Consider the following 19,540-nt stretch of genomic DNA (forward strand, 5'->3'; position numbering starts at 1 on the left):
ACAGTCCTCTTATTTCGCGTCTTGCAAGGAACCATCGGAACCCCCTATCGGTTGCATAGCGTGCGCACAAGTTTGTCGGGACTAACAATAATATGACAGCCAAACGAGACGACCGTCGGAGAGCGGCAGTGGAAAAACAGATCGACGAGAATCTCAAGCGGGTCTACGAGCAGGATGCCACTGACCAGATCCCCGACCGGTTTCTTGATCTGCTGAAAAAGCTGAAAGATCAGGAATGACGGTGTCCCGGACAGCGTCCCTTTTTCCGATTCAGCCTGCCGGTAAGACAATCTCATGACCCAACCCTCGACGGCCCATCCGCGCGACCAGCTGGTCGATCACCTGCCGGCGCTGCGGGCATTCGCCCTGTCCCTGACCCGCGAGGGCGCAGCGGCGGACGATCTTGTCCAGGACACCATCGTCAAGGCCTGGACGAACATGGACAAGTTCCAGGCCGGCACGAACCTGCGCGCCTGGCTGTTCACCATCCTGCGCAACACCTTCTATTCGTCGCGCCGCAAGACCAAGCGCGAGGTCAGCGACAGCGACGGCATCCACGCCGCCCGGCAGGCGACCCGCCCCGACCATGACGGCCGTCTGGCGTTGCGCGATTTCCGCACCGCCTTCCAGAAGCTTCCCGACGAGCAGCGCGAGGCGCTGATCCTGGTCGGCGCCTCGGGCTTTTCCTACGAGGAAGCTGCCGACATGACCGGCGTCGCCGTCGGCACCGTCAAGTCGCGCGCCAATCGCGGGCGGCGCAAGCTGGCCGAACTGTTGCATCTGGAACAGGGCGAGGAACTTAACATGACCGACCAGGCCACCCTTGCCGTGATGGCCCAGAACAACTCGCACTCGCGCTGAGGCGGGGGCGGTGCTGCGGCGGATCATCGAACGGATGGACTTCACGCGGCGCCTCGGGTTTCGGCTCGGGGCGCTGCTGTCCGTGGCGATCCTGCCCATCGGTCTGATCTCTCTGGTCCAGAACCTGCATCTGTCGCGTCAGGCAGAGCGCAGCATCGAGACCGCGCTTCTCAGCCGCACCGCCTCGGCGGCCTCGGGCGAACGGGCCTTGCTGCAAAGTGCGCTCGGATCCGCCGACGCCTTGGGTCCGTCGATTCTGCAGACGCTTGACCGGCCCGAGGCCTGTTCCGAACTGTTGCGCAATTTCGCCCTTCGCAGCGGCACCTACCAGCATGCGGCCTTGATCCCCGTCGACGGCATCGTCCGGTGCCTCTCGGTGGAACCCGGGGCCGCACCCCTGGACCTGAACGGGCTGCCCTTCATCACCGAACTGCTGCAAGATCCGATGACCAGCGTCACATCGATGGCGCGCGGCCCTGCCAGTGGAGAGCCGGTCGTGGTGGTCCTGCAACCCCTGTATAGGGACAGCACCTTCCTGGGTCTGACGGCGCTGTCGCTGTCGCAGGATCTGCTGCAATCCACGCATACGCTGGATTTCGGCACCGAGGGCGCGCGGATCCTGACCTTCAACCATGCCGGTCGGATCCTGATCGCCGACAATGTGCAGGACGTTGATCCGACCGGCCTGCTGCCCCGCGACGTCACGCTGGCCAGCCTTGCGGGCGATGTCGAGTCGACATTCCGCGCGATCGACAACAACGGCGAATCGCGGGTGTTCACGGTGGTGCCGGTCGTACCGGGCCTCGTCTACGCCTTGGGCAGCTGGAGCCCGCGCATCGCCGGGGGCAACCTTTTCCAGCTGTCGCGCTTCGGTGCCGTCATGCTGCCCGCCGCTCTGTGGATCGTGTCGCTTGCGGTCGCCTATTTCGCGGTCTTCCGTCTGGTCCTCCGCCACATCACCGTGCTGCGCGGCCAGATGCGCCGCTTTGCCATCGGCAACCGCGACACCGCCCCCCCGGTGCTGGAGGATGCGCCGACCGAGATCACCGATGTCAGCCAGACCTTTCACAACATGGCGCGCATCCTGATCCGCGACGAGGAGGCGATGGAAAAGGCCGTCGCCGAAAAGACCGTCCTGCTGAAGGAGGTCCACCACCGGGTCAAGAACAACCTGCAGCTGATCGCCTCGATCATCAACATGCAGAGCCGGCTGATCGACGATCCGGACGCCAAGCGCGTGCTGCGCTCGGTCCAGGACCGGGTGGCGGCGCTGGCCACGATCTATCGCAACCTCTATCAGGCCGAACAGCTGGACGCGGTGAACGCGGACCGGCTGATCTCGGACATCATCGCGCAACTGAGCACCGCGACCCGCGTGTCGGGGCGCGACCTGCGCATCCAGTCCGACATCCAGCCGCTGACCATGCTGCCCGACCAGGCCGTGCCGCTGACCCTGCTGACGACCGAGGCCTTCACCAATGCCGTCAAATATGCGGGCAGGCCGTCCGAGGGCGGCCCCCCTTGGGTCCGCGTCTCGCTGACCTCGCCCAGCCCGGGCCAGGGCCTGCTGGAGGTCGTGAACTCGACCGGCCCGGGTGGCGCCGCGGGCAGCACGGGGCTGGGCAGTCAGCTGATCGAGGCCTTCTCGATGCAGCTGGAGGGTGAAATCAGCACCTCGGAAGAGGGCGGTGCCTATCGCTTGGCCTTGGCCTTCACGCTGGCGCAGGGCAACCTCGGCCCCGCCGGCAGCCCCCGGCAGGTGGTCCTGACCTCGGCCGCGCGGGCCGGATCGCGGCATTAGGGCCGCGCCCCAGCTCAAATCGGCGTGCAGCCTGCTTGCGCTAAGGCTGTGCTGGGCTATCTTCTGCAAATGGAACGCGAACCGACCTATGACCTGACGACCGGACGGGGGCTGATGGCCTGCCCGCGCTGCGATGCCCTGCATGTCGAGGAAGATCTCGACTTGGGCGAGACGGCCCGCTGCATCCGCTGCGGCACGGTCTTGGCCAAGCCCCGCGACGGGGCCTTCGCGCAGCTGATCGCGCTGGCCTTCACCTCGGTCGTGCTTCTGGTGGGGGCGGTGTTCTTCCCGTTCCTCGAGGTCTCGACCATGGGTTTCGGCAATGCCAGCTCGCTCTTCGACGTGGCGCTGGCCTTCGCCGAGGGGGTGCTGCTGCCCCTGGTGCTGGCGGTGCTGGCCATGATCATCGGCCTGCCGATCCTGCGGTCGGTCCTGCTGCTCTACACGCTGGTGCCGCTGGCGCAGGGGCGCCCGCCCCGCCGCCATGCCGCCCGTGCCTATCGCTGGTCGGAAATCCTGCGCCCTTGGTCCATGGCCGAGATCTTCGTGATCGGCACTGCGGTGGCGCTGGTCAAGGTCGCGGGCTTGGCGACCGTGCATCTGGGCCCGGCCTTCTGGGCCTTCTGCGCGCTGATCTTCGTCAACCTGGCCAGCCGGGCCTTCATGTGCCAGACCTCGATCTGGGACGCGATCGAGGATGCCGGGCTGCAGACCGAATTCGGGCCGCGCGCGCCCGCGGCCCCCCAACCCCTGCCCCGTCCCGAGGACGCATGAGCGCGCCCGCCGAACAGCCGACAGCCCCGATCATGACCGCGCATCGCGCCGGTCTGGCCGGCTGCGCGCGCTGCGGGCGGGTCTGGCCTGCGGCCCAAGTTAACTGCCAACGCTGCGGCGCGCATCTGGTCCCGCCCGACCGGCGCGGGCTGCAGGCGGTCTGGGCGTGGTGGCTGGCCGGGCTGATCTGCTACATCCCCGCCAACGTCTTCCCGATGATGAGCACGCAGACCTTCGCGGGCCTCGCCGGCAATTCCGAGGCGACGATCCTGGGCGGCGTGGCCGAACTGATGCATTACGGCAGCTACGACATCGCGATCATCGTCTTCGTGGCCTCGATCATCGTGCCGATGGGCAAGTTCATCGCCATCGCCTGGCTGGCGACGGTGGCCGGGCGGCCCGCGACGGTCGAGCAGGCGCACACCCGGCTGAAGATCTACGAGGTGGTGGAATTCATCGGGCGCTGGTCGATGATCGACGTCTTCGTGGTGGCGATCCTGTCGGCGCTGGTGCAGCTGGGTTTCGTGGCCTCCATCCATCCCGGCCCGGCGGCGGTCTCGTTCGCGCTGTCGGTTGCCTTCACGATGCTTTCCGCGCAAAGCTTTGATGCCCGACTGATCTGGCGGGGCCTGCCCCTGCGCAGCAAGACCGACTGATCGGTCCCTGAAAATGACGACCAAGGACAGCGACCGATGAGTGAGACCCCCCCGCCCCTGCAGCCGGCCAGCCCGGTCCGGAAGACTGCGGCCAAGGCGGCGCAGGCCGGGATCAACGTGGTCTGGATCGTGCCCATCGTGGCACTGATCGTGACGCTTGGCATCGCCTGGAACGCCTTCCGCGACCGGGGCAGCGTGGTCGAGATCGAGTTCGCCGATGCCACCGGCATCACGCCGGGCGACACCACCCTGCGCTTTCGCGAGATCACCGTGGGCCGGGTCGAGGGCGTCCGCTTCACCGACGATCTGGCCCGGGTCGTCGTCTCGGTCCGCGTGGATACCGAGATCGCGCAGTTTATCGACGATCAGGCCGCCTTCTGGATCGTGCGCCCGCAGGTCAGCGCGCAGGGCGTGACGCGGCTGGACACCGTCCTCAGCGGCGCCTTCATCGAGGGCTACTGGGATTCCAATCTGTCGGCCCCCGCCGACCGGTTCATCGGGCTGGAACGCCCGCCCCTGATCCGCGACGACCAGCCGGGCAGCTGGGTTACCCTGTCGATGGACAGCGCGGACGGCCTGTCCGAGGGCGCGCCCGTGCTGTTCCGGGGGGTCGAGGTCGGGCGGCTGGAGAACATCCGTCTGGACGAGGGCAGCGACCGCGTGCTGGCCGATGCCTTCGTGAACGCGCCTCATAACGAACGCCTCAGCAGCGCCAGCGTCTTCTGGGACACCTCGGGCTTTTCCGTGTCGCTTGGCGCGCAGGGCGTGGCGCTGAACGTGAACTCGCTGTCCTCGCTGCTGCAGGGCGGCGTCGCCTTCGAGACCTTCGTCAGCGGCGGCGCACCCATCGAGCCGGGGCAGGAATTCGCCGTCCAGCCCGACGAAGGCACGGCCCGCGCCTCGCGCTTCGATGACGACGATGCCTCGCTGCTGCGGGTCGGCATGCTGATCGACGACAGCCTGGAGGGGCTGGAGCAGGGGGCCGACGTGCAGTTCCAGGGCCTGCGGGTCGGGCGCGTGGTCGATCTGGCCGTCAGCCTGACCGAAGGTCCGGGCGGCACCCCCCAGCCCCGCCAGCTGGTGACGATGATCATCTCGCCGCGCCGCTTGGGCCTGCCCGACGGCGCGACGGCCGAGGATGCGCTGGCCCTTCTGACCGAGGAGGTCGCGGGCGGCCTGCGCGGTCGCGTGGCCAGCGCCGGATTCTTGGGCACCACGCTGATGGTCGAGCTGGTGCAGATCCCCGGCGCCGCCGAGGCCGCCATCGACACGGGCGCGGATCCAAACCCGCTGATCCCCTCGGTCGAGGGCGATCTGGACGATTTCACCGCCAGCGCGCAGGGGCTGGTGAACCGCATCGGCAACCTGCCCATCGAGGAGGTGCTGACCTCGGCCCGCGACATGCTGGACAGCGTGACGGTGCTGGCCAGTTCGCAGGACACCCGCGCGATTCCGGGCGCCGTGCTGCAGGCCATCGAGGATGGCAGCTTGGCCTTGGCCGACATCAGCGCGATCACCGGCGATCTGCGGGCCGCCGACAGCGGCCAGACGCTGGCGCGGATGCTGGACGAGGCCTCGGCCGCCTTCACCGCCGTCAGCGAGGCCGCCGTGGGCGTGCCCGAGATGGTCGAGCAGATCGACGTCGCCGCGGCCTCGGTCGAGGAGTTCGGCTTTGCCGAGATCAGCCTGCAGGCCGAGGGAATCCTGGCCGACCTGCGCGCCATGCTGGGCAGCGAGGATGCCGAAGAGCTGCCGCGCAACCTGTCCAACACGCTGGAGGCCGCCACGGGCCTGCTGACCGACCTGCGCGACGGCGGGGCGGTGGGCAGCCTGAACAATGCGCTGACCTCGGCCAGCGGGGCGGCGGACCAGATCGCGGCCTCGGTCCAGCAGCTGCCGCAGCTGATCGGCAGCCTGCAGCAGACCGCCTCGCGCGCCGAGACGCTGTTCGCCAGCTATGGCGACCGGTCCGCCTTCAACAGCGAACTGATCGGCGCGCTGCGCGAGCTGCGCCGTGCCACCCAATCCATCGGCTCGGTCGCCCGGCTGATCGAACGCAATCCCCGCGCCTTCATTCTGGGACGATAGTCATGATCAAACCTTCTTTTCCCGTGCTTGCCCTGCTGGGATCGGCCCTGCTGGCCGCCTGTTCCAACCCCGAGGACACGGGCCGCTTCCTGATCGATCCGCCCACCGCCGGGGTGCAGGTCGCCAACCGCCTCGGCACCGCCGAGCTGAAGGACGTGTCCCTGCCCGAATATGCGGGCGATCAGGAGGTGGCCTACCAGTCGCCCGACGGCGCGGTGCGGTCGAACCCGGACAACCTGTGGGCCGACAGCCCCTCGCGCGCCTTCACCACGACGCTGGCCCGGGCCATCGGCGAGGTGTCCGGCGCCACCGTGATCGGAGAGCCCTGGCCCCTGGCCCAGCCCCCCGCGCGCCGGCTGGAGGTGCGGGTCGAACGCGCGCTCGCCCAAGCCGACAACAGCTATCGCCTGTCGGGGCGCTATTTCGTGTCCGATGACGGGCTGACCGGCGGCGGCACCAACCATGCACGCAGCTTCGACATCCGGGTGCCGATGACAGCGCAGGGGCCGGGCGAGACGGCGGTGGCGCTCAGCCAGGCGATCTCGATCCTGGCGCAGCAGATCGCCACGCTGTCGGGGCCGGGCGCCACGATCGCCACCACGCAGCCCGCCACGGACGAATTCGGCCTGCCGCCGCTGTTCTGATCCGGAAGGTCTGGGGCGGTCAGGCCAGCGCGGCCAGCAGCTGGCCGTGCAGCCGGTCGCCCGCGACGATCAGCCCGTCCACCTGCGCGCGCGGGCTGTTGAAGCGCATCGGCTGGCCGCGCCGATCGCTGACCGCGGCGCCCGCGCGTTCCGCGATCAGGCTGCCCGCCGCGATGTCCCATTCCCAGGCCGCGCGCAGTGACAGGGCGGCGTCGAAGCGCCCCTCGGCCGCCAGGCACAGCCGCCATGCCAGAGAGGACCGGAACTCGCGCCGGAAGGGCGGCAGTACGCCGCGCCAGTTCGCAGCCTCGGTCACGGCGCGATAGGTCAGCACGGTGGCGCCATCGATATCGGCTCCGGTCGGCGCGATGGGGACGCCGTTCAGCAGCGCCGGGCCGTCCGCGACGGCGGTATAGGTCAGGTCCAGCACCGGCAGATGGACGACGGCGGCGATGATGCGGTCGCCCTCGGCCACGGCCAGCGAATGGGAGAATCCCTCCTGCCCGTCGATGAAGGCGCGGGTGCCGTCGATGGGATCGATGATGAAGCAGCGCCGCGCATCCAGCCGCGCCGGATCGGCCTCGCTTTCCTCGGACAGCCAGCCGTAATCGGCGCGCGCGCCCATCAGCCGGGCCTCCAGCGCGTCGTTGACGGCCAGATCGGCCTCGGTCACCGGGCCGGCATCGCCGCCCTTGTCCCAGGCCCGGGGATCGCGCCGCCAATAGCGCAGGGCGATCCGCCCGGCATCGCGGGCGGCCTCGGCCAGCAGGGCCAGATCGACCTCAGGCGCCGGCAACGGTCATGCCCCCGACCAGCAGGCTGGGCACCTCGGCCGCGCGCCACGGCAGGGCGTCGTCGGCAGCGACCAGCGTCATCAGCATCTCGCGCAAGTTGCCCGCGATGGTGCATTCGTTGACCGGCCAGGCGATCTGGCCGTTCTCGACCCAGAACCCGGCGGCGCCGCGCGAGTAATCCCCCGTCGTGCCGTTGACCGAGGCCCCCAGCATCGAGGTCACGACCAGCCCCCGCCCCATCTGCGCGATCAGGTCCTGCCGGCTGTGCGTGCCCGGCGTCAGGATGACGTTGCTGTGGCCCGGGGCGGGGGCCGAGGCCAGCCCGCGCGCCGCCGCCGCCGTGCTGGCCATGCCCAGCTTGCGCCCGGTGGCCAGATCCAACGTCCAGCCCTGCAGCACGCCATCCGCGACGATCCGGCGGGCCTGCGTCTCCAGCCCCTCGGCGTCGAAGGGGCGCGACGAGGGATAGCGCGGGCGCAGCGGATCCTCGGTCAGGTCCATGCCGGGGGGCAGCACGGCCTCGCCCAGGTCGCGGCGCAGCCAGCTGGCCCCGCGCGCGACGGCGGCGCCGTTCACCGCCGACAGCAGATGCCCGATCAGCGAGGCCGACACGCGGCGGTCGAAGAGGATCGGAAAGGCCCCGGTCGGCGGCCTGCGGGCGCCCGCGCGGGCCAGGGTGCGTTCGGCGGCCAGCGCCCCGATCTCTTCGGGGCTGGGCAGGTCGGCGGCATAGACGCGCGATTCCCCGGCATAGTCGCGTTCCATCCCCAGCCCCTCGCCGGTGATGGCCACGACCGACAGGGCGTGCCCGGTCCGGGCATAGCCGCCCGAGAACCCGTTCGACGCCGCCAGCCACATGCGGCGGTGGCTGTAGCTGGCATTGGCGGCCTCGACTTGGGAGATGCCCTTCGCGGACAGGGCGGCGGCCTCGGCCCGCAGGGCCATGTCCTGCAGATGGGCGGGGTCTGGCTCGGCGCCTTCCTCGGCGATGTCAAGATGGCGCGCGTCGCGGCGCGCGGTCAGCTGTGACGGATCGGCCAGCCCAAGATCGTCGTCGACGGGCGCCTCGCGAGCCATGGCGACGGCACGCTGCGCCATCTGCGCGATCGCCTCGTCCCCGTGATCCGAGGATGACACCGCCGCCTGCCGCCCGCCGGTCAGAACGCGCAGCCCGATCTCGATCCCCTCGGAGCGTTCGGCCTGTTCCAGCCCGCCCGCGCGCACATCGATGCCGATGGCCCGGCCATCGACTGCCAGCGCATCCGCCTGATCGGCCCCGGCCTTGCGGGCGGCCTGGACCAGAGCCTCGGCCAGATGCTTCAGGCGGAACGGATCGGTCGGATCGGCGGTCATGGAAGGGCTCATCTGAATGGAGGTCGGACAAAAACGGACGGCCGGGGCAGGGGCCCCGGCCGCCGGATCGCGGTCTACTGGATCTGCTGGCCGTTGGCGAATATGGACCCGCCCTCGCGGAACTCGATCTCGGTCTGCAGCTGGTCGGGTTTGCCCTCGACCGGGCGGGCGAACATCGCCATCATCATGCGCGGCGCCATCAGCTGGTCCTGCGGGACGATGCCCATCGCGGCCAGGCTGTCCAGCAGGGTGTCGATGCCGCTGAACAGACCGGTGATCGTGCCGACCGGCTGGCTGGGATCGTCGCCGAAGGTCAGGTCGCCCGACATCTGGACGCTGGCCCCAACCGCGTCCAGCGACAGGTTGTTGATCGACAGGCTGCGCGGCAGGAAGGGCATCTGCGGCTGGCCGTCCGGCCCGGTCTGGGTGCCGTCCGCAAAGGTCGGGTCCATGAAGTTCTGCGACAGGATCGTCTGGCCGTCCACGTTGAGGGTCAGGCTGGCGGGATCGCGGGGCAGGGCGGCCTCGGGGTCCAGCGCCTGCCAGATGGCGTCGTCCAGCGTCAGCCCTTCCAGCGCATAGCGCAGCGCGAAGGGCTGTTCCTCCTCCGAGGCCACGACGGGCATCGCCAGCCGGAAGCTGTTCAGCGCCGCCGCATAGGAGATCGGGAAGGGCATCCCGGACGAGGTCATCTGCGTCGCCATGTCGGTGGCGCTGCCCTCGTAGGTCAGCCCCTCGGCGCTCATCGAGACGGCCAGCGCGCCGCTGGCGGCGGTGAATTCGCCGCTGGCCGTGGCGTCCTCGCCCTCGAGGCCGGTCGTGGCCGAGGTGAAGCTGCCCGCGATGGCGCCCATCGCGAACCGGCCCGCGCCCGAGGCGCCCGCCTCCAGCGCAGCGGCGGGCTGGTTGCCGAAGGTGATCTCGCCCGCGGGCGAGGTGCCCTCTCCCTCCAGCGTCAGGTCGCTGATGCGGATGGTCGCGTCGAAGCTGTCAATGGCGGTGTCCGTGTCGCCGTCTGCCGGGGCGGTGGCATCCGCCCCGCCCTCGGGCGCCGCGTCGCCGGTCGCCTCATCCTCGGGCATCGTGGCGGCGGGGCCGGTGGCGCTGACCTGCATCTCCAGCATGTCGGCGCTGCCCTGATAGGTCTGGGTCGCGCTGCCATCGGCAGCGGTGGCGGTCGTCTGCGTGCCCTCGACATTGGTCAGGGTGGCGGTGACGGGCACCTCGTTGGTGTCGTCCAGCGCGCGGCCTTCCAGCACCAGGGTCGGCATGACGAAGCTGTGCTGCATCTCGTCTGCGGTGCCCGAGGACAGCGTCTCGTTGCCCGGCGCGTCCAGGGTCAGGGTCATGCCGACCTCTTCGCCCTCGGGATCGGTGTCGCGCATCTGCAGCACCATCTGGCCCTCGACGACCGAGCGTACGGTGCCGTCGCCGGTGGCGGCCAGGTCGATGCGGGGCAGGGTCAGCGTCATGTCCGACGCGGTCTCCTCCTCGGCGGTCAGCACCACGTCGGTCAGCGTCAAACGGTCGCCCGAGCCTTCCTCGGACCCGACCTGGACCTGATAGCCCATCTGTTCATAGCCATCGCGCAGGTTCTGCCAGACCTCGTTCGGCGTGACATCGGCCAACAGCGGGCCTGCGCCCAGAATCAGCGCCATGGCCGAGGTTGCAAGGGGACGATACATGAGGAAGACCTTTCGCAAACCCAGAGTCCGTGGCATTCCTGACACAGTGCCTTCGAAAGGGAAAGGGAACAAATCGTGATCCGCAGCCACCACGATCAGGGCCTGTCCCTGCTGACGATCGACCGTCCCGACAAGGCCAATTCCCTGACCGCCGCCCTGCTGCGCGACTTGCATGCGGGCGTCGAGGAGGCCCGGCGCCGCGAGGCCCGTGCGCTGGTCCTGACCGGGACCGGGCGGGTCTTTTCCGCAGGCGCCGACCTGACCGAGGCGCAGACCGGCACCCTGGCCACCGCCCCCGAATGGGAGGCGCTGTCGGGCGCGCTGGCCAGCCTGCCCTGCCTGACCATCGCGGCGCTGAACGGCACGCTGGCGGGCGGCGCCTTCGGCATGGCGCTGGCCTGCGACATCCGGCTGGCGGTGCCCGGCGCGCGGTTCTTCTATCCGGTGATGCGCTTGGGCTTTCTGCCCCAGCCAAGCGATCCGGCCCGGCTGGTGCGGCTGGTCGGGTCCTCGCGCGCCCGGATGATCCTGATGGGCGGCGCGCGGATCGACGCGGCCGAGGCGCTGGCCTGGGGGCTGGTCGACCGCATCCTGCCCGAGGCCGACCTGCATGCGGCCGCCCTGGCGCTGGCCGCCGACGCGCTGGCCGCCACGCCCGCGCATGTCGCGGCGATCAAGGCGATGCACGGCCCGATCTGAGGGCTTCGGCCCCGCAGGCTCCGGGAACGAAGTTCCGGCCCCGCCGTTACCCGGCATCACCGCGTCCCTTCGGGCTGCGCGGGACGCCGACGCCGTCCTTATTTGCGCGCGCCCGGCTTGCGAACCGCCCGTCCCGCCCGCACCTGAAGGGCCAGAAGTTACAGGAGAATTCCGATGCGCAAGCTTGTCGTCGCCGCAGCCCTTGCCCTGACCACCGCCCTTCCCGCCACCGCCGACACGATCCGCGTGGGCATGTCGGGGGGCTATTTCCCCTTCACCTTCACCCGCGCCGATCAGTTGCAGGGCTTTGAGGTGGATTTCTTGAATGCCGTCGCCGAGGAGACCGGGGACGAGGTCGAGTTCGTGACCATGTCCTTTTCCGGGCTGATCGGGTCGCTGGAATCGGGGCGCATCGACACGATCGCCAACCAGATCACCATCACCCCCGACCGCGAGGCCGCCTTCGCCTTCACCCAGCCCTATGTCTATGACGGCGCGCAGGTCGTGACCCGCGCGGGCAACGAGGGCGAGGTGACCGGCCCCGACAGCCTGTCGGGCCGGACGGTGGCCGTGAACCTGGGGTCTAACTTCGAACAGCTGCTGCGCGAGCTGCCCAATGCGGACGAGATCGAGATCCGCACCTATGAAAGCAACATTGAGCAGGACACCGCGCTTGGCCGCGTCGATGCCTTCGTCATGGACCGCGTGTCCTCGGCCCAGGTGATCGCGCAAAGCCCGCTGCCCCTGGCCCTGGCGGGTGCCCCCTTCGCCGAGATCCAGAACGCCCTGCCGTTCCGCAACGATGCCGAGGGACAGGCCCTGCGCGACCGCGTGGACGCCGCCATCACCACGCTGAAGGAGGACGGCACCCTGGCCGAGATCTCGCAGCGCTGGCTGGATGCCGACGTGACCCAGCCCGCGTCCGAGTAAGATGCGGCCTCTGGACACCGCCTACATGTGGGACCTGGTCCCGGTCATCGCGGGCTATGTGCCGCTGACGATGTTCATGGCGATCGTGGCCATGGTGGGCGCGCTGACCCTGGGGGCCGCGCTGGCCATCGTCCGGGTCCTGCGCATTCCGGTGCTGGACCGCTTCGTGGCGGTGTTCATCAGCTTCTTCCGCGCCACCCCGCTGCTGGTGCAGCTGTTCCTGTTCTATTTCGGCCTGCCGCAGGTGATGCCCGCGCTGACCGGGATCGACGGCGTGACGGCGGCGATCATCGGGCTGACGCTGCATTTCTCGGCCTACATGGCGGAAAGCATCCGGGGCGCGATCCTGGGCGTGGACCGCAGCCAGTGGGAGGCCGCGCAATCCGTGGGCATGACCCGGGGCCAGGTGCTGCGCCGCATCATCCTGCCGCAGGGCGCGCGCACGGCGGCACCGACGCTGATGAACTATTTCATCGACATGATCAAAGGCACCTCGCTGGCCTTCACCTTGGGGGTGACCGAGATGATGGGCGCCGCCCAGAAGGAGGCCGCCGGCAGCTTTCTTTATCTGGAGGCGTTCCTCGTGGTGGCGCTCTTCTACTGGGTCATCGTCGAGACGCTGTCGATCGGGCAGCGGCGGCTTGAGATCAGTCTGGGAAAGGCGGTGGCACGATGAGCTGCGAGATCGAGATCACCGGCCTGGTCAAGCGCTTCGGCACCAATACGGTGCTGGACGGTATCGACCTGTGCCTGCAGCCCGGCGAACGGGTGGCGATCATCGGCCCCTCGGGGACCGGCAAGTCGACGCTGCTGCGCTGCCTGAACTATTTGGACCGCCCCGAGGAAGGGGTGATCCGCGTGGGCGACCTGACCGTCGATGCGGCGCGGGCCAGGAATGCCGATGTGCTGGCCCTGCGGCGCCGGACGGGCTTCGTCTTCCAGAACTATGCGCTGTTCGCCAACAAGACGGCGCGGGCCAATATCACCGAAGGACTGACGACCGTGCGCGGCTGGCCCAGGGACAAGGCGCAGGCGCGGGCCGACGACATCCTTGCGCAGATCGGGCTGGCCGATCGGGGCGACAGCTATCCCGCCGCCCTGTCCGGCGGTCAGCAGCAGCGGGTGGGAATCGGGCGCGCCATGGCGCTGGACGCCGACCTGCTGCTGTTCGACGAGCCGACCAGCGCGCTGGACCCGGAATGGGTGGGCGAGGTGCTGGACCTGATCCGGCGCATCGCGGACGGACGCCAGACCATGATGATCGTCACGCACGAGATGCAGTTCGCCCGCGAGATCGCGGACCGCGTGGTGTTCATGGAGGGAGGGCGGATCGTCGAGCAGGGGCCGCCCGAACAGCTGTTCGGGCGCGCGCAGGACGACCGGACGCGGGCCTTCCTGCGCCGGGTCGGCTGATCAGAGACCGGCGACGGTGTAATAGGCCTCGGTCTGGCGGTCGGCGGTAAAGCCGATTCCGCTGGCGATGATGCAGCTAGTATTGTCGGTGCGGGGCGCGACAAGAGTCCAGGTGCCCAGCTGGTCCGATCCCCACAGCTCAGTGCCGCTGGCATCCGACTGGTCGACCGGGACCTCATTGAAATCGGTGGTCAGGGTCGCGGCGATCTCCTGATCGGCAGCGCAATAGGGCTGATCGTCGATGGCCATGTCGGACAGCGGCAGGTCCTGGACATCCTCCAGCAGGGCCGCGGGTGCGATCCCCTGCATGGCGCTCCAGACCTGAACGGGCTGGTCGGAACGGCTGGCGGCCAAGGCGGGCATGGCGCCAAGCAGCACGACGCTGCCGGCGAGGCCAAGGCGGACGATGCGATCTGCGCGGGTCATGGTGACAGCCTTTTCTTGCGTATTATGCAGGAAAACGCAGGGTCCGCCGTGCAGGTTCCCGGTCGGCGCCGCCCTTGTGGCAAGCGCCGCAACGTCACGCCCATCGGCGCGACAGGATCATCCGCGCCTCCAGCCCCTCGGGGGCCTGGTCGAACTCCAACCGCCCGCCGTGCTGGGCGGCGATGGTCGACACGATCGCCAGACCCAAGCCCACCCCCGGCAGGGCCCCCGAATTTTCGCCGCGCTGGAAGGCGCCGGTCAGCCGCGCCAGATCCTCGCCGTTGAGGACCGAGCCGCGGTCGGTGACGGTCATCCACAGCTCGTCGGCATCCCCGCCGACCATCACCACCGCCTCGCGCCCGTATTTCAGGGCGTTGTCGATCAGGTTCGACAGGGCACGGCGCAGGGCGGTGGGCTGGCCGCGCATCAGCATGGCATGCCCGTCGGGCGCGGCCCGGCTGGTCGTGCGCGAGAACAGCGTGCCCGCGCGGGCGGGGCGCGAGGGTGCCGCGCGCAGGGTGACGGGCAGGGCCACGTCCTGGTAATCGGCCACCACCGCCTCGGCCAGCGAGGTCAGGGACAGGTCGCGGAAGGGCTCGGCCCCGATCTCGGCCCGGGTATAGGTCAGCACGCCGTCGATCATCGCGGTCATCTCGTCTATGTCGCGTTCCAGCCGGGCGCGCAGGTCGGCATCCCCGATCATCGCGGAACGCAGGCGCAGCCGGGTGGCGGGGGTGCCCAGATCATGGCTGACGCCGGACAGGACCAGCGCGCGGTTCTCCAGCGCGGCGCGGTCCTGCGCGACATAGGCGTTCACCGCCTGCGCGGTCTGGCGCAACTCCTCGACCCCGCCCTCGGGCAGGGCGGCGGTGCGGGCTCGGTGATCGCCCAGGGCGCGGGCGAAGGCCGCGAAGGCGCCCGAGACCTCGGCCACCCAGCCCAGCAGCACGGCCAGCGCCGCCACGGCCGCCGCCCCGGCCCACAGGCGGCGGTCGGGCGGGGCCGCGTCGCAGCCCCAGATCGCCGCGCCCTCGACCCGCAGCCACGGCCCGGAATCCTGCTGCACGAACAGGTGCGGATCGCTGCAGAACCGCGCCAGCGTCCGCGCGACCGAGGCCAGCCCCGCCGCCTGGCTGCCGCCGCCCAGGCTTTGCACCTCGGCCACGGGATAGAGGATGTCGGGCGACTGGATGCGCAGCGACAGCCGCGCGCCGCGCGCCAGATCGGGGCGTCCGCCGCCGGTCAGGGTGATGACCGTCTGCCGCCAGCCCGGCGGCAGCGCGGGCGCGTCGCGCAGCTGCACCAGCCGGATCCCCTCGGGCAGGCCGCTGCTGTTGTCCAGGCTGTCGGCCAAGGCCAGCCCCGCCACATAGGCGCGGTCCAGATGCCCACGCCACGCCGCGTCGCTGGCCATCCACAGCCAGACCGCGAGCCCCCCCGCCGCCATCGCCAGCCCCACCCACAGGCTGGCCAAGACGCGCAGGCTGAAGCGGTCACTGAGGCTCACGCGTGACCTCGGTCGTCAGGACATAGCCGGTTCCGCGCTCGGTCCGGATCAGCCCGGCCTCGGTCTTGTGGCGCAACCGGCCCACCAGCATGTCGATGGCGCGGCCCCCCGACGCCTTGTCGGCGGCCTCGTCGTCGTCCAGCGCGGCGGCGATCTCCTCGCGCGTCAGGGGAATCAGGGGGTTGGCCAGAAACACCCGCAGCAGGGCGGTCTCGCGCGAGGACAGCGACACCTGCCAGCCGCCGGGCGCCGTCACCTCGTCGCGCCGCGCGTCATAGCGCCAGCCGCCGAAGGTCAGCAGGCTGTCGCGGCGCCGATGCGACAGGCTGGGCGCGCGGCCCGCCCGGCGCAGCACGGCGCGGATGCGCGCCAGCAGCAGCTCGGGGTTGAAGGGCTTGGCGATGTAGTCGTCGGCGCCAACCTCGTAGCCCGCCATGCGCTGGTGATCGGCCGACAGGGCACTGACCATGATGATCGGCACGTCCTGCGCCTCGCGGATCTCGGCGCAGATGGCGACGCCGTTGTCGTCGCCCAGGGACACGTCCATCAGGATCAGATCGACCCGCGCGCCCGCCAGCGCCGCCAGCGCGCCCACCCGGTCGGCGGCGCGGGCCACGTGAAAGCCCTGACGCTGCAGATAGGCGGCCAGCATGGCGGCCATGTCGGCGTCGTCCTCGACCAGCAGCAGGCGGTGCAGGCTCATCCCGGGTCCTCCCTCGGGGCGTTCTACACCGGTCGGGGGGCTTGCGTAACAGAGTGTAACGCAAGGTCGTGAAATCTGCCGGGCGCATGGCTGTGCTGCGTTGCGGACATGGTTGCCGGTTTGGCATGATGGCGCCACACGCGGATCACCGATGTCCGCGCGGCAGAGATCTGGGAGGATCCATGAACATGAAATCCGTGCTGGCGGCCTCGACCGCCGTGATGCTGGCCGGGCCCGCCCTGGCCGAACCCACCGCCGAAGTGCTGCACTGGTGGACCTCGGGCGGCGAGGCGAAATCCGTCGCCGTCCTGCAGGAACAGTTCGCGGCCGAAGGCGGCACCTGGACCGACATGCCCGTCGCGGGCGGCGGCGGCGATGCGGCGATGACCGCGCTGCGCGCCCGCGTGCTGTCGGGCAACGCCCCCACCGCCGTGCAGCTGAAGGGCCCCGCCATCCAGGAATGGTACGAAGAGGTCGGTCTGGCCGACATCGGCCCCGTGGCCGAGGAGAATGGCTGGGACGACGTCCTGCCCGCGCAGATTGCCGAGCACATGAAATGCGAAGGCCAGTGGTGCGCCGCGCCCGTGAACGTCCACCGCGTGAACTGGATCTGGGGCAACAAGCAGATCCTGGACGAGCATGGCATCGAGATGCCGACCACCTGGGACGAGTTCAACGCCGCCGCCGAGAAGCTGCAGACCGCGGGCGTGACGCCCCTGGCCCATGGCGGCCAGAACTGGCAGGACGCGACCATCTTCGAGACCGTCGTGCTGGGCCTGGGCGGGCCGGAATTCTATCAACAGGCGCTGGTCGATCTGGACCCCGAAGCGCTGACCTCGGACACGATGAAGTCGGTCTTCGACGAGATGCGGGTGATCCGCGGCTATGTCGACGACAATTTCTCGGGCCGCGACTGGAACCTGGCCACCGCCATGGTCATGAACGGCGAGGCCGCCTTCCAGATCATGGGGGACTGGGCCAAGGGCGAGTTCCTGGCCGCCGGCAAGGAGCCGGGCGTCGATTTCGTCTGCGCACCGACCCCGGGCGAGGGGTTCCTCTACAACGTCGACAGCTTCGCCTTCTTCGAGCTCGAGGGCGAGGACAAGCAGCAGGGCCAGGCGCTGCTGGCCAACCTGATCATGGGGCCGGACTTCCAGCAGACCTTCAACCTGAACAAGGGCTCGATCCCCGCGCGCACCGACGTGGCGCTGGACGGGTTCGACGACTGCGCCACCCAGTCCAATGCCGACATGACGGCGGATGCCGAGGCGGGCTCGCTGCTGCCCAGCTACGCCCATGGCATGGCGCTCCGCGGCGCGCCGGCCGGTGCGATCACCGACGTGGTGACCGCGCATTTCAACAGCGACATGTCGTCGGACGACGCCGTGCAGCAACTGTCGGACGCCGTCGCCAACGCGATGTGATCTGCGTCTGACGACCCCGCGCCCCGGTCCGGGCGCGGGGTTTTCCTTTGGGGGTATCCGGAAACATGGAATGGCTTGAACGCAACGTGCCCAAGGTCGTCTTGGCGCCGTCCTTCGTGGCGATCCTGGTCTTCGTCTACGGCTTCATCGCCTGGACGGCCTGGATCAGCTTCACCCGCTCGCGGCTGATGCCGCGCTACGAGCTGGACGGGGTGACGCAATACGAACGCCTGTTCGCCGCGCCGCGATGGGACGTGGCGATGAACAACCTGTTCCTCTTCGGCGGGCTGTTCATCGTGATCTCGATGGTGATCGGGCTGATGCTGGCGATCTTCCTGGATCAGAAGATCCGGGCCGAGGGCGTGCTGCGCACCATCTATCTGTATCCCATGGCCCTGTCGCTGATCGTCACCGGTACCGCGTGGAAATGGATCCTGAACCCCGGTCTGGGCATCCAGGAGGCCGTGCGGGGCTGGGGGTTCGAGAATTTCACCTTCGACTGGCTGATCCAGCCGGACATGGCGATCTATACCGTCGTTCTGGCCGCCGTCTGGCAGGCCTCGGGCTTTGTGATGGCCCTGTTTCTGGCCGGTCTGCGGTCGGTCGACAGCGAGATCATCCGCGCCGCCCAGGTGGACGGCATCCCCACCCACCGCATCTATTCCGCGATCATCATCCCGACGATGGCGCCGATCTTCCTGTCGGCCTTCATCGTGCTGGCGCATCTGGCCATCAAGGCCTTCGATCTGGTCATCGCGCTGACCGGCGGCGGGCCCGGCTATGCCACCGACCTGCCCGCGACCTACATGTATGCGATGGCCTTCTCGCGCGGCGATCTGGGGCAGGCGGCGTCCAGCGCCATGATCATGATGATGGTCATCTTCGCCATCGTCGTCCCCTATCTTTACAGTGAATTGAGGCCGCGCCGTGACCAGTAAGACCCTGCTGCGTTGGGGCCTCTACGGGATCCTGATCCTGTTCGCCCTGTTCTACCTGATGCCCTTGTTCGTCATGCTGACGACCTCGCTGAAAAGCCTCGAGGAGATCCGCACCGGCAGCCTTCTGGCGCTGCCGCGCGACATCACCTTCGCCCCCTGGGCCGAGGCCTGGTCCACCGCCTGCGCCGGCACCCAGTGCGAGGGGCTGCGGCCGTTCTTCTGGAACTCGGTCCTGATGGCCGTGCCGGCGGTGATGATCTCGACCGTGATCGGCGCCCTGAACGGCTATGTCTTCGCGCAGTGGAAGTTCCGGGGCGCGAACCTGCTCTTCGCCGCGATCCTCTTCGGCTGCTTCATCCCGTTCCAGGTGGTGCTGCTGCCCATGGCGCAGATGCTGGGCCTGATGGGGCTGGCAGGCACGATCCCGGGGCTGATCTTCGTCCACGTGATCTATGGCCTGGGCTTCACCACGCTGTTCTTCCGCAACTACTATGTCACCATCCCGCAGGAACTGGTCCGCGCGGCCAAGGTCGACGGGGCGGGGTTCTTCCGCATCTTCTGGTCGATCTTCCTGCCCATCTCGCTGCCGATCATCACCGTGTCGGTCATCTGGCAGTTCACGCAGATCTGGAACGACTTCCTGTTCGGCGTCAGCTTCAGCGGGGCCGGATCGCAGCCCGTGACCGTCGCGCTGAACAACATCGTCAACTCCACCACCGGCGTGAAGGCCTACAACGTGGACATGGCCGCGGCGATCATCGCCGCCCTGCCCACGCTGCTGGTCTATGTCGTCGCCGGCAAGTATTTCATCCGCGGCCTGACCGCCGGCAGCGTCAAGGGATAA

The 19,540-nt window shown here is 69.2% G+C and carries 20 protein-coding genes; 14 read left to right on the top strand and 6 right to left on the bottom strand.

Translation table 11 applies throughout. The features are described from left to right. Nucleotides 1-128: 128 nt before the first annotated feature. From E4191_RS15005 to E4191_RS15035, 7 genes are read left to right on the top strand one after another with little or no spacing between them, the layout of a single operon-like run. On the top strand, nucleotides 129-239 hold the full coding sequence (locus E4191_RS15005) for a NepR family anti-sigma factor (protein WP_228461377.1): 111 nt from the start codon (nucleotides 129-131) through the stop codon (nucleotides 237-239). A gap of 55 nt (nucleotides 240-294) precedes the next feature. After that, nucleotides 295-861 carry an RNA polymerase sigma factor gene (locus E4191_RS15010; protein ID WP_135314113.1) on the top strand — a complete coding sequence of 189 codons (567 nt, stop codon included), beginning with the start codon at nucleotides 295-297 and terminating at the stop codon, nucleotides 859-861. Between the two features lie 10 nt (nucleotides 862-871). After that, nucleotides 872-2,662 (top strand): sensor histidine kinase, encoded by a 1,791-nt coding sequence (locus E4191_RS15015; RefSeq protein ID WP_135314114.1) that lies wholly within the window; start codon nucleotides 872-874, stop codon nucleotides 2,660-2,662. A 48-nt stretch (nucleotides 2,663-2,710) separates the two neighbouring features. After that, nucleotides 2,711-3,436: a paraquat-inducible protein A gene (locus E4191_RS15020; RefSeq protein WP_331459607.1), complete on the top strand. Its 726-nt coding sequence runs from the start codon at nucleotides 2,711-2,713 to the stop codon at nucleotides 3,434-3,436. Continuing rightward, nucleotides 3,433-4,092, top strand: a complete 660-nt coding sequence (locus E4191_RS15025; RefSeq protein WP_135314115.1) for a paraquat-inducible protein A — start codon at nucleotides 3,433-3,435, stop codon at nucleotides 4,090-4,092. The genes E4191_RS15020 and E4191_RS15025 overlap by 4 nt, the downstream gene beginning before the upstream one ends. A 36-nt stretch (nucleotides 4,093-4,128) precedes the next feature. Further along, nucleotides 4,129-6,180: a PqiB family protein gene (locus E4191_RS15030; protein ID WP_135314116.1), complete on the top strand. Its 2,052-nt coding sequence runs from the start codon at nucleotides 4,129-4,131 to the stop codon at nucleotides 6,178-6,180. A 2-nt stretch (nucleotides 6,181-6,182) separates the two neighbouring features. Beyond that, nucleotides 6,183-6,824 carry a PqiC family protein gene (locus tag E4191_RS15035; RefSeq protein WP_135314117.1) on the top strand — a complete coding sequence of 214 codons (642 nt, stop codon included), beginning with the start codon at nucleotides 6,183-6,185 and terminating at the stop codon, nucleotides 6,822-6,824. Nucleotides 6,825-6,843: 19 nt separating this feature from the next. Here E4191_RS15035 and E4191_RS15040 read toward each other — a convergent pair whose 3' ends face one another. From E4191_RS15040 to E4191_RS15050, 3 genes are all read right to left on the bottom strand, one after another. Continuing rightward, on the bottom strand, nucleotides 6,844-7,620 hold the full coding sequence (locus E4191_RS15040) for a 3'(2'),5'-bisphosphate nucleotidase CysQ (RefSeq protein ID WP_135314118.1): 777 nt from the start codon (nucleotides 7,618-7,620) through the stop codon (nucleotides 6,844-6,846). Beyond that, nucleotides 7,607-8,971 carry a TldD/PmbA family protein gene (locus E4191_RS15045; protein WP_135314119.1) on the bottom strand — a complete coding sequence of 455 codons (1,365 nt, stop codon included), beginning with the start codon at nucleotides 8,969-8,971 and terminating at the stop codon, nucleotides 7,607-7,609. Before E4191_RS15045 ends, E4191_RS15040 begins: the two co-directional genes overlap by 14 nt. A gap of 74 nt (nucleotides 8,972-9,045) precedes the next feature. Continuing rightward, the gene (locus E4191_RS15050; protein WP_135314120.1) at nucleotides 9,046-10,656 is read right to left on the bottom strand and encodes a hypothetical protein; all 1,611 of its coding nucleotides are present in this window, start codon (nucleotides 10,654-10,656) and stop codon (nucleotides 9,046-9,048) included. A 75-nt stretch (nucleotides 10,657-10,731) separates the two neighbouring features. On the opposite strand from E4191_RS15050, the gene E4191_RS15055 reads away from it, so the two are divergent. The 4 genes from E4191_RS15055 (at nucleotide 10,732) to E4191_RS15070 (ending at nucleotide 13,698) form a co-directional block, all read left to right on the top strand. Next, nucleotides 10,732-11,355: an enoyl-CoA hydratase/isomerase family protein gene (locus E4191_RS15055; protein WP_135314121.1), complete on the top strand. Its 624-nt coding sequence runs from the start codon at nucleotides 10,732-10,734 to the stop codon at nucleotides 11,353-11,355. 174 nt (nucleotides 11,356-11,529) lie between these two features. Then, on the top strand, nucleotides 11,530-12,285 hold the full coding sequence (locus tag E4191_RS15060) for an amino acid ABC transporter substrate-binding protein (RefSeq protein WP_135314122.1): 756 nt from the start codon (nucleotides 11,530-11,532) through the stop codon (nucleotides 12,283-12,285). A gap of 1 nt (nucleotide 12,286) precedes the next feature. Further along, nucleotides 12,287-12,961 (top strand): amino acid ABC transporter permease, encoded by a 675-nt coding sequence (locus tag E4191_RS15065; protein WP_135314123.1) that lies wholly within the window; start codon nucleotides 12,287-12,289, stop codon nucleotides 12,959-12,961. Beyond that, nucleotides 12,958-13,698, top strand: a complete 741-nt coding sequence (locus tag E4191_RS15070) for an amino acid ABC transporter ATP-binding protein (protein ID WP_135314124.1) — start codon at nucleotides 12,958-12,960, stop codon at nucleotides 13,696-13,698. The genes E4191_RS15065 and E4191_RS15070 overlap by 4 nt, the downstream gene beginning before the upstream one ends. Here the strand turns inward: E4191_RS15070 and E4191_RS15075 are convergent, their stop codons facing one another. The 3 genes from E4191_RS15075 to E4191_RS15085 form a co-directional block, all read right to left on the bottom strand. Then, the gene (locus E4191_RS15075; RefSeq protein WP_135314125.1) at nucleotides 13,699-14,124 is read right to left on the bottom strand and encodes a hypothetical protein; all 426 of its coding nucleotides are present in this window, start codon (nucleotides 14,122-14,124) and stop codon (nucleotides 13,699-13,701) included. A gap of 94 nt (nucleotides 14,125-14,218) precedes the next feature. Next, nucleotides 14,219-15,631 carry a sensor histidine kinase gene (locus tag E4191_RS15080; protein ID WP_135314126.1) on the bottom strand — a complete coding sequence of 471 codons (1,413 nt, stop codon included), beginning with the start codon at nucleotides 15,629-15,631 and terminating at the stop codon, nucleotides 14,219-14,221. Continuing rightward, nucleotides 15,618-16,334 (bottom strand): response regulator transcription factor, encoded by a 717-nt coding sequence (locus E4191_RS15085; protein ID WP_135314127.1) that lies wholly within the window; start codon nucleotides 16,332-16,334, stop codon nucleotides 15,618-15,620. The genes E4191_RS15080 and E4191_RS15085 overlap by 14 nt, the downstream gene beginning before the upstream one ends. Nucleotides 16,335-16,516: 182 nt before the next feature. On the opposite strand from E4191_RS15085, the gene E4191_RS15090 reads away from it, so the two are divergent. The 3 genes from E4191_RS15090 (at nucleotide 16,517) to E4191_RS15100 (ending at nucleotide 19,540) form a co-directional block, all read left to right on the top strand. Then, the gene (locus tag E4191_RS15090; protein ID WP_407947026.1) at nucleotides 16,517-17,758 is read left to right on the top strand and encodes an ABC transporter substrate-binding protein; all 1,242 of its coding nucleotides are present in this window, start codon (nucleotides 16,517-16,519) and stop codon (nucleotides 17,756-17,758) included. A gap of 65 nt (nucleotides 17,759-17,823) precedes the next feature. After that, the gene (locus E4191_RS15095) at nucleotides 17,824-18,696 is read left to right on the top strand and encodes a carbohydrate ABC transporter permease (RefSeq protein WP_135314128.1); all 873 of its coding nucleotides are present in this window, start codon (nucleotides 17,824-17,826) and stop codon (nucleotides 18,694-18,696) included. Continuing rightward, a complete protein-coding gene (locus E4191_RS15100; RefSeq protein WP_135314129.1) occupies nucleotides 18,686-19,540 on the top strand; it encodes a carbohydrate ABC transporter permease in 855 nt (284 codons plus the stop codon). Before E4191_RS15095 ends, E4191_RS15100 begins: the two co-directional genes overlap by 11 nt.

Origin of the sequence: Paracoccus liaowanqingii, from assembly GCF_004683865.2 — a bacterium.
GTDB lineage: Bacteria > Pseudomonadota > Alphaproteobacteria > Rhodobacterales > Rhodobacteraceae > Paracoccus > Paracoccus liaowanqingii.

What these genes read in the sequence shown, in the direction of transcription:
- E4191_RS15035 (WP_135314117.1), top strand. Translation starts at nt 6,183, where the DNA reads ATGATCAAACCTTCTTTTCCCGTGCTTGCCCTGCTGGGATCGGCCCTG.
- E4191_RS15085 (WP_135314127.1), bottom strand. Translation starts at nt 16,334, where the DNA reads ATGAGCCTGCACCGCCTGCTGCTGGTCGAGGACGACGCCGACATGGCC.
- E4191_RS15050 (WP_135314120.1), bottom strand. Translation starts at nt 10,656, where the DNA reads ATGTATCGTCCCCTTGCAACCTCGGCCATGGCGCTGATTCTGGGCGCA.
- E4191_RS15010 (WP_135314113.1), top strand. Translation starts at nt 295, where the DNA reads ATGACCCAACCCTCGACGGCCCATCCGCGCGACCAGCTGGTCGATCAC.
- E4191_RS15065 (WP_135314123.1), top strand. Translation starts at nt 12,287, where the DNA reads ATGCGGCCTCTGGACACCGCCTACATGTGGGACCTGGTCCCGGTCATC.
- E4191_RS15070 (WP_135314124.1), top strand. Translation starts at nt 12,958, where the DNA reads ATGAGCTGCGAGATCGAGATCACCGGCCTGGTCAAGCGCTTCGGCACC.
- E4191_RS15075 (WP_135314125.1), bottom strand. Translation starts at nt 14,124, where the DNA reads ATGACCCGCGCAGATCGCATCGTCCGCCTTGGCCTCGCCGGCAGCGTC.
- E4191_RS15090 (WP_407947026.1), top strand. Translation starts at nt 16,517, where the DNA reads ATGAACATGAAATCCGTGCTGGCGGCCTCGACCGCCGTGATGCTGGCC.
- E4191_RS15060 (WP_135314122.1), top strand. Translation starts at nt 11,530, where the DNA reads ATGCGCAAGCTTGTCGTCGCCGCAGCCCTTGCCCTGACCACCGCCCTT.
- E4191_RS15030 (WP_135314116.1), top strand. Translation starts at nt 4,129, where the DNA reads ATGAGTGAGACCCCCCCGCCCCTGCAGCCGGCCAGCCCGGTCCGGAAG.
- E4191_RS15095 (WP_135314128.1), top strand. Translation starts at nt 17,824, where the DNA reads ATGGAATGGCTTGAACGCAACGTGCCCAAGGTCGTCTTGGCGCCGTCC.
- E4191_RS15025 (WP_135314115.1), top strand. Translation starts at nt 3,433, where the DNA reads ATGAGCGCGCCCGCCGAACAGCCGACAGCCCCGATCATGACCGCGCAT.
- E4191_RS15045 (WP_135314119.1), bottom strand. Translation starts at nt 8,971, where the DNA reads ATGACCGCCGATCCGACCGATCCGTTCCGCCTGAAGCATCTGGCCGAG.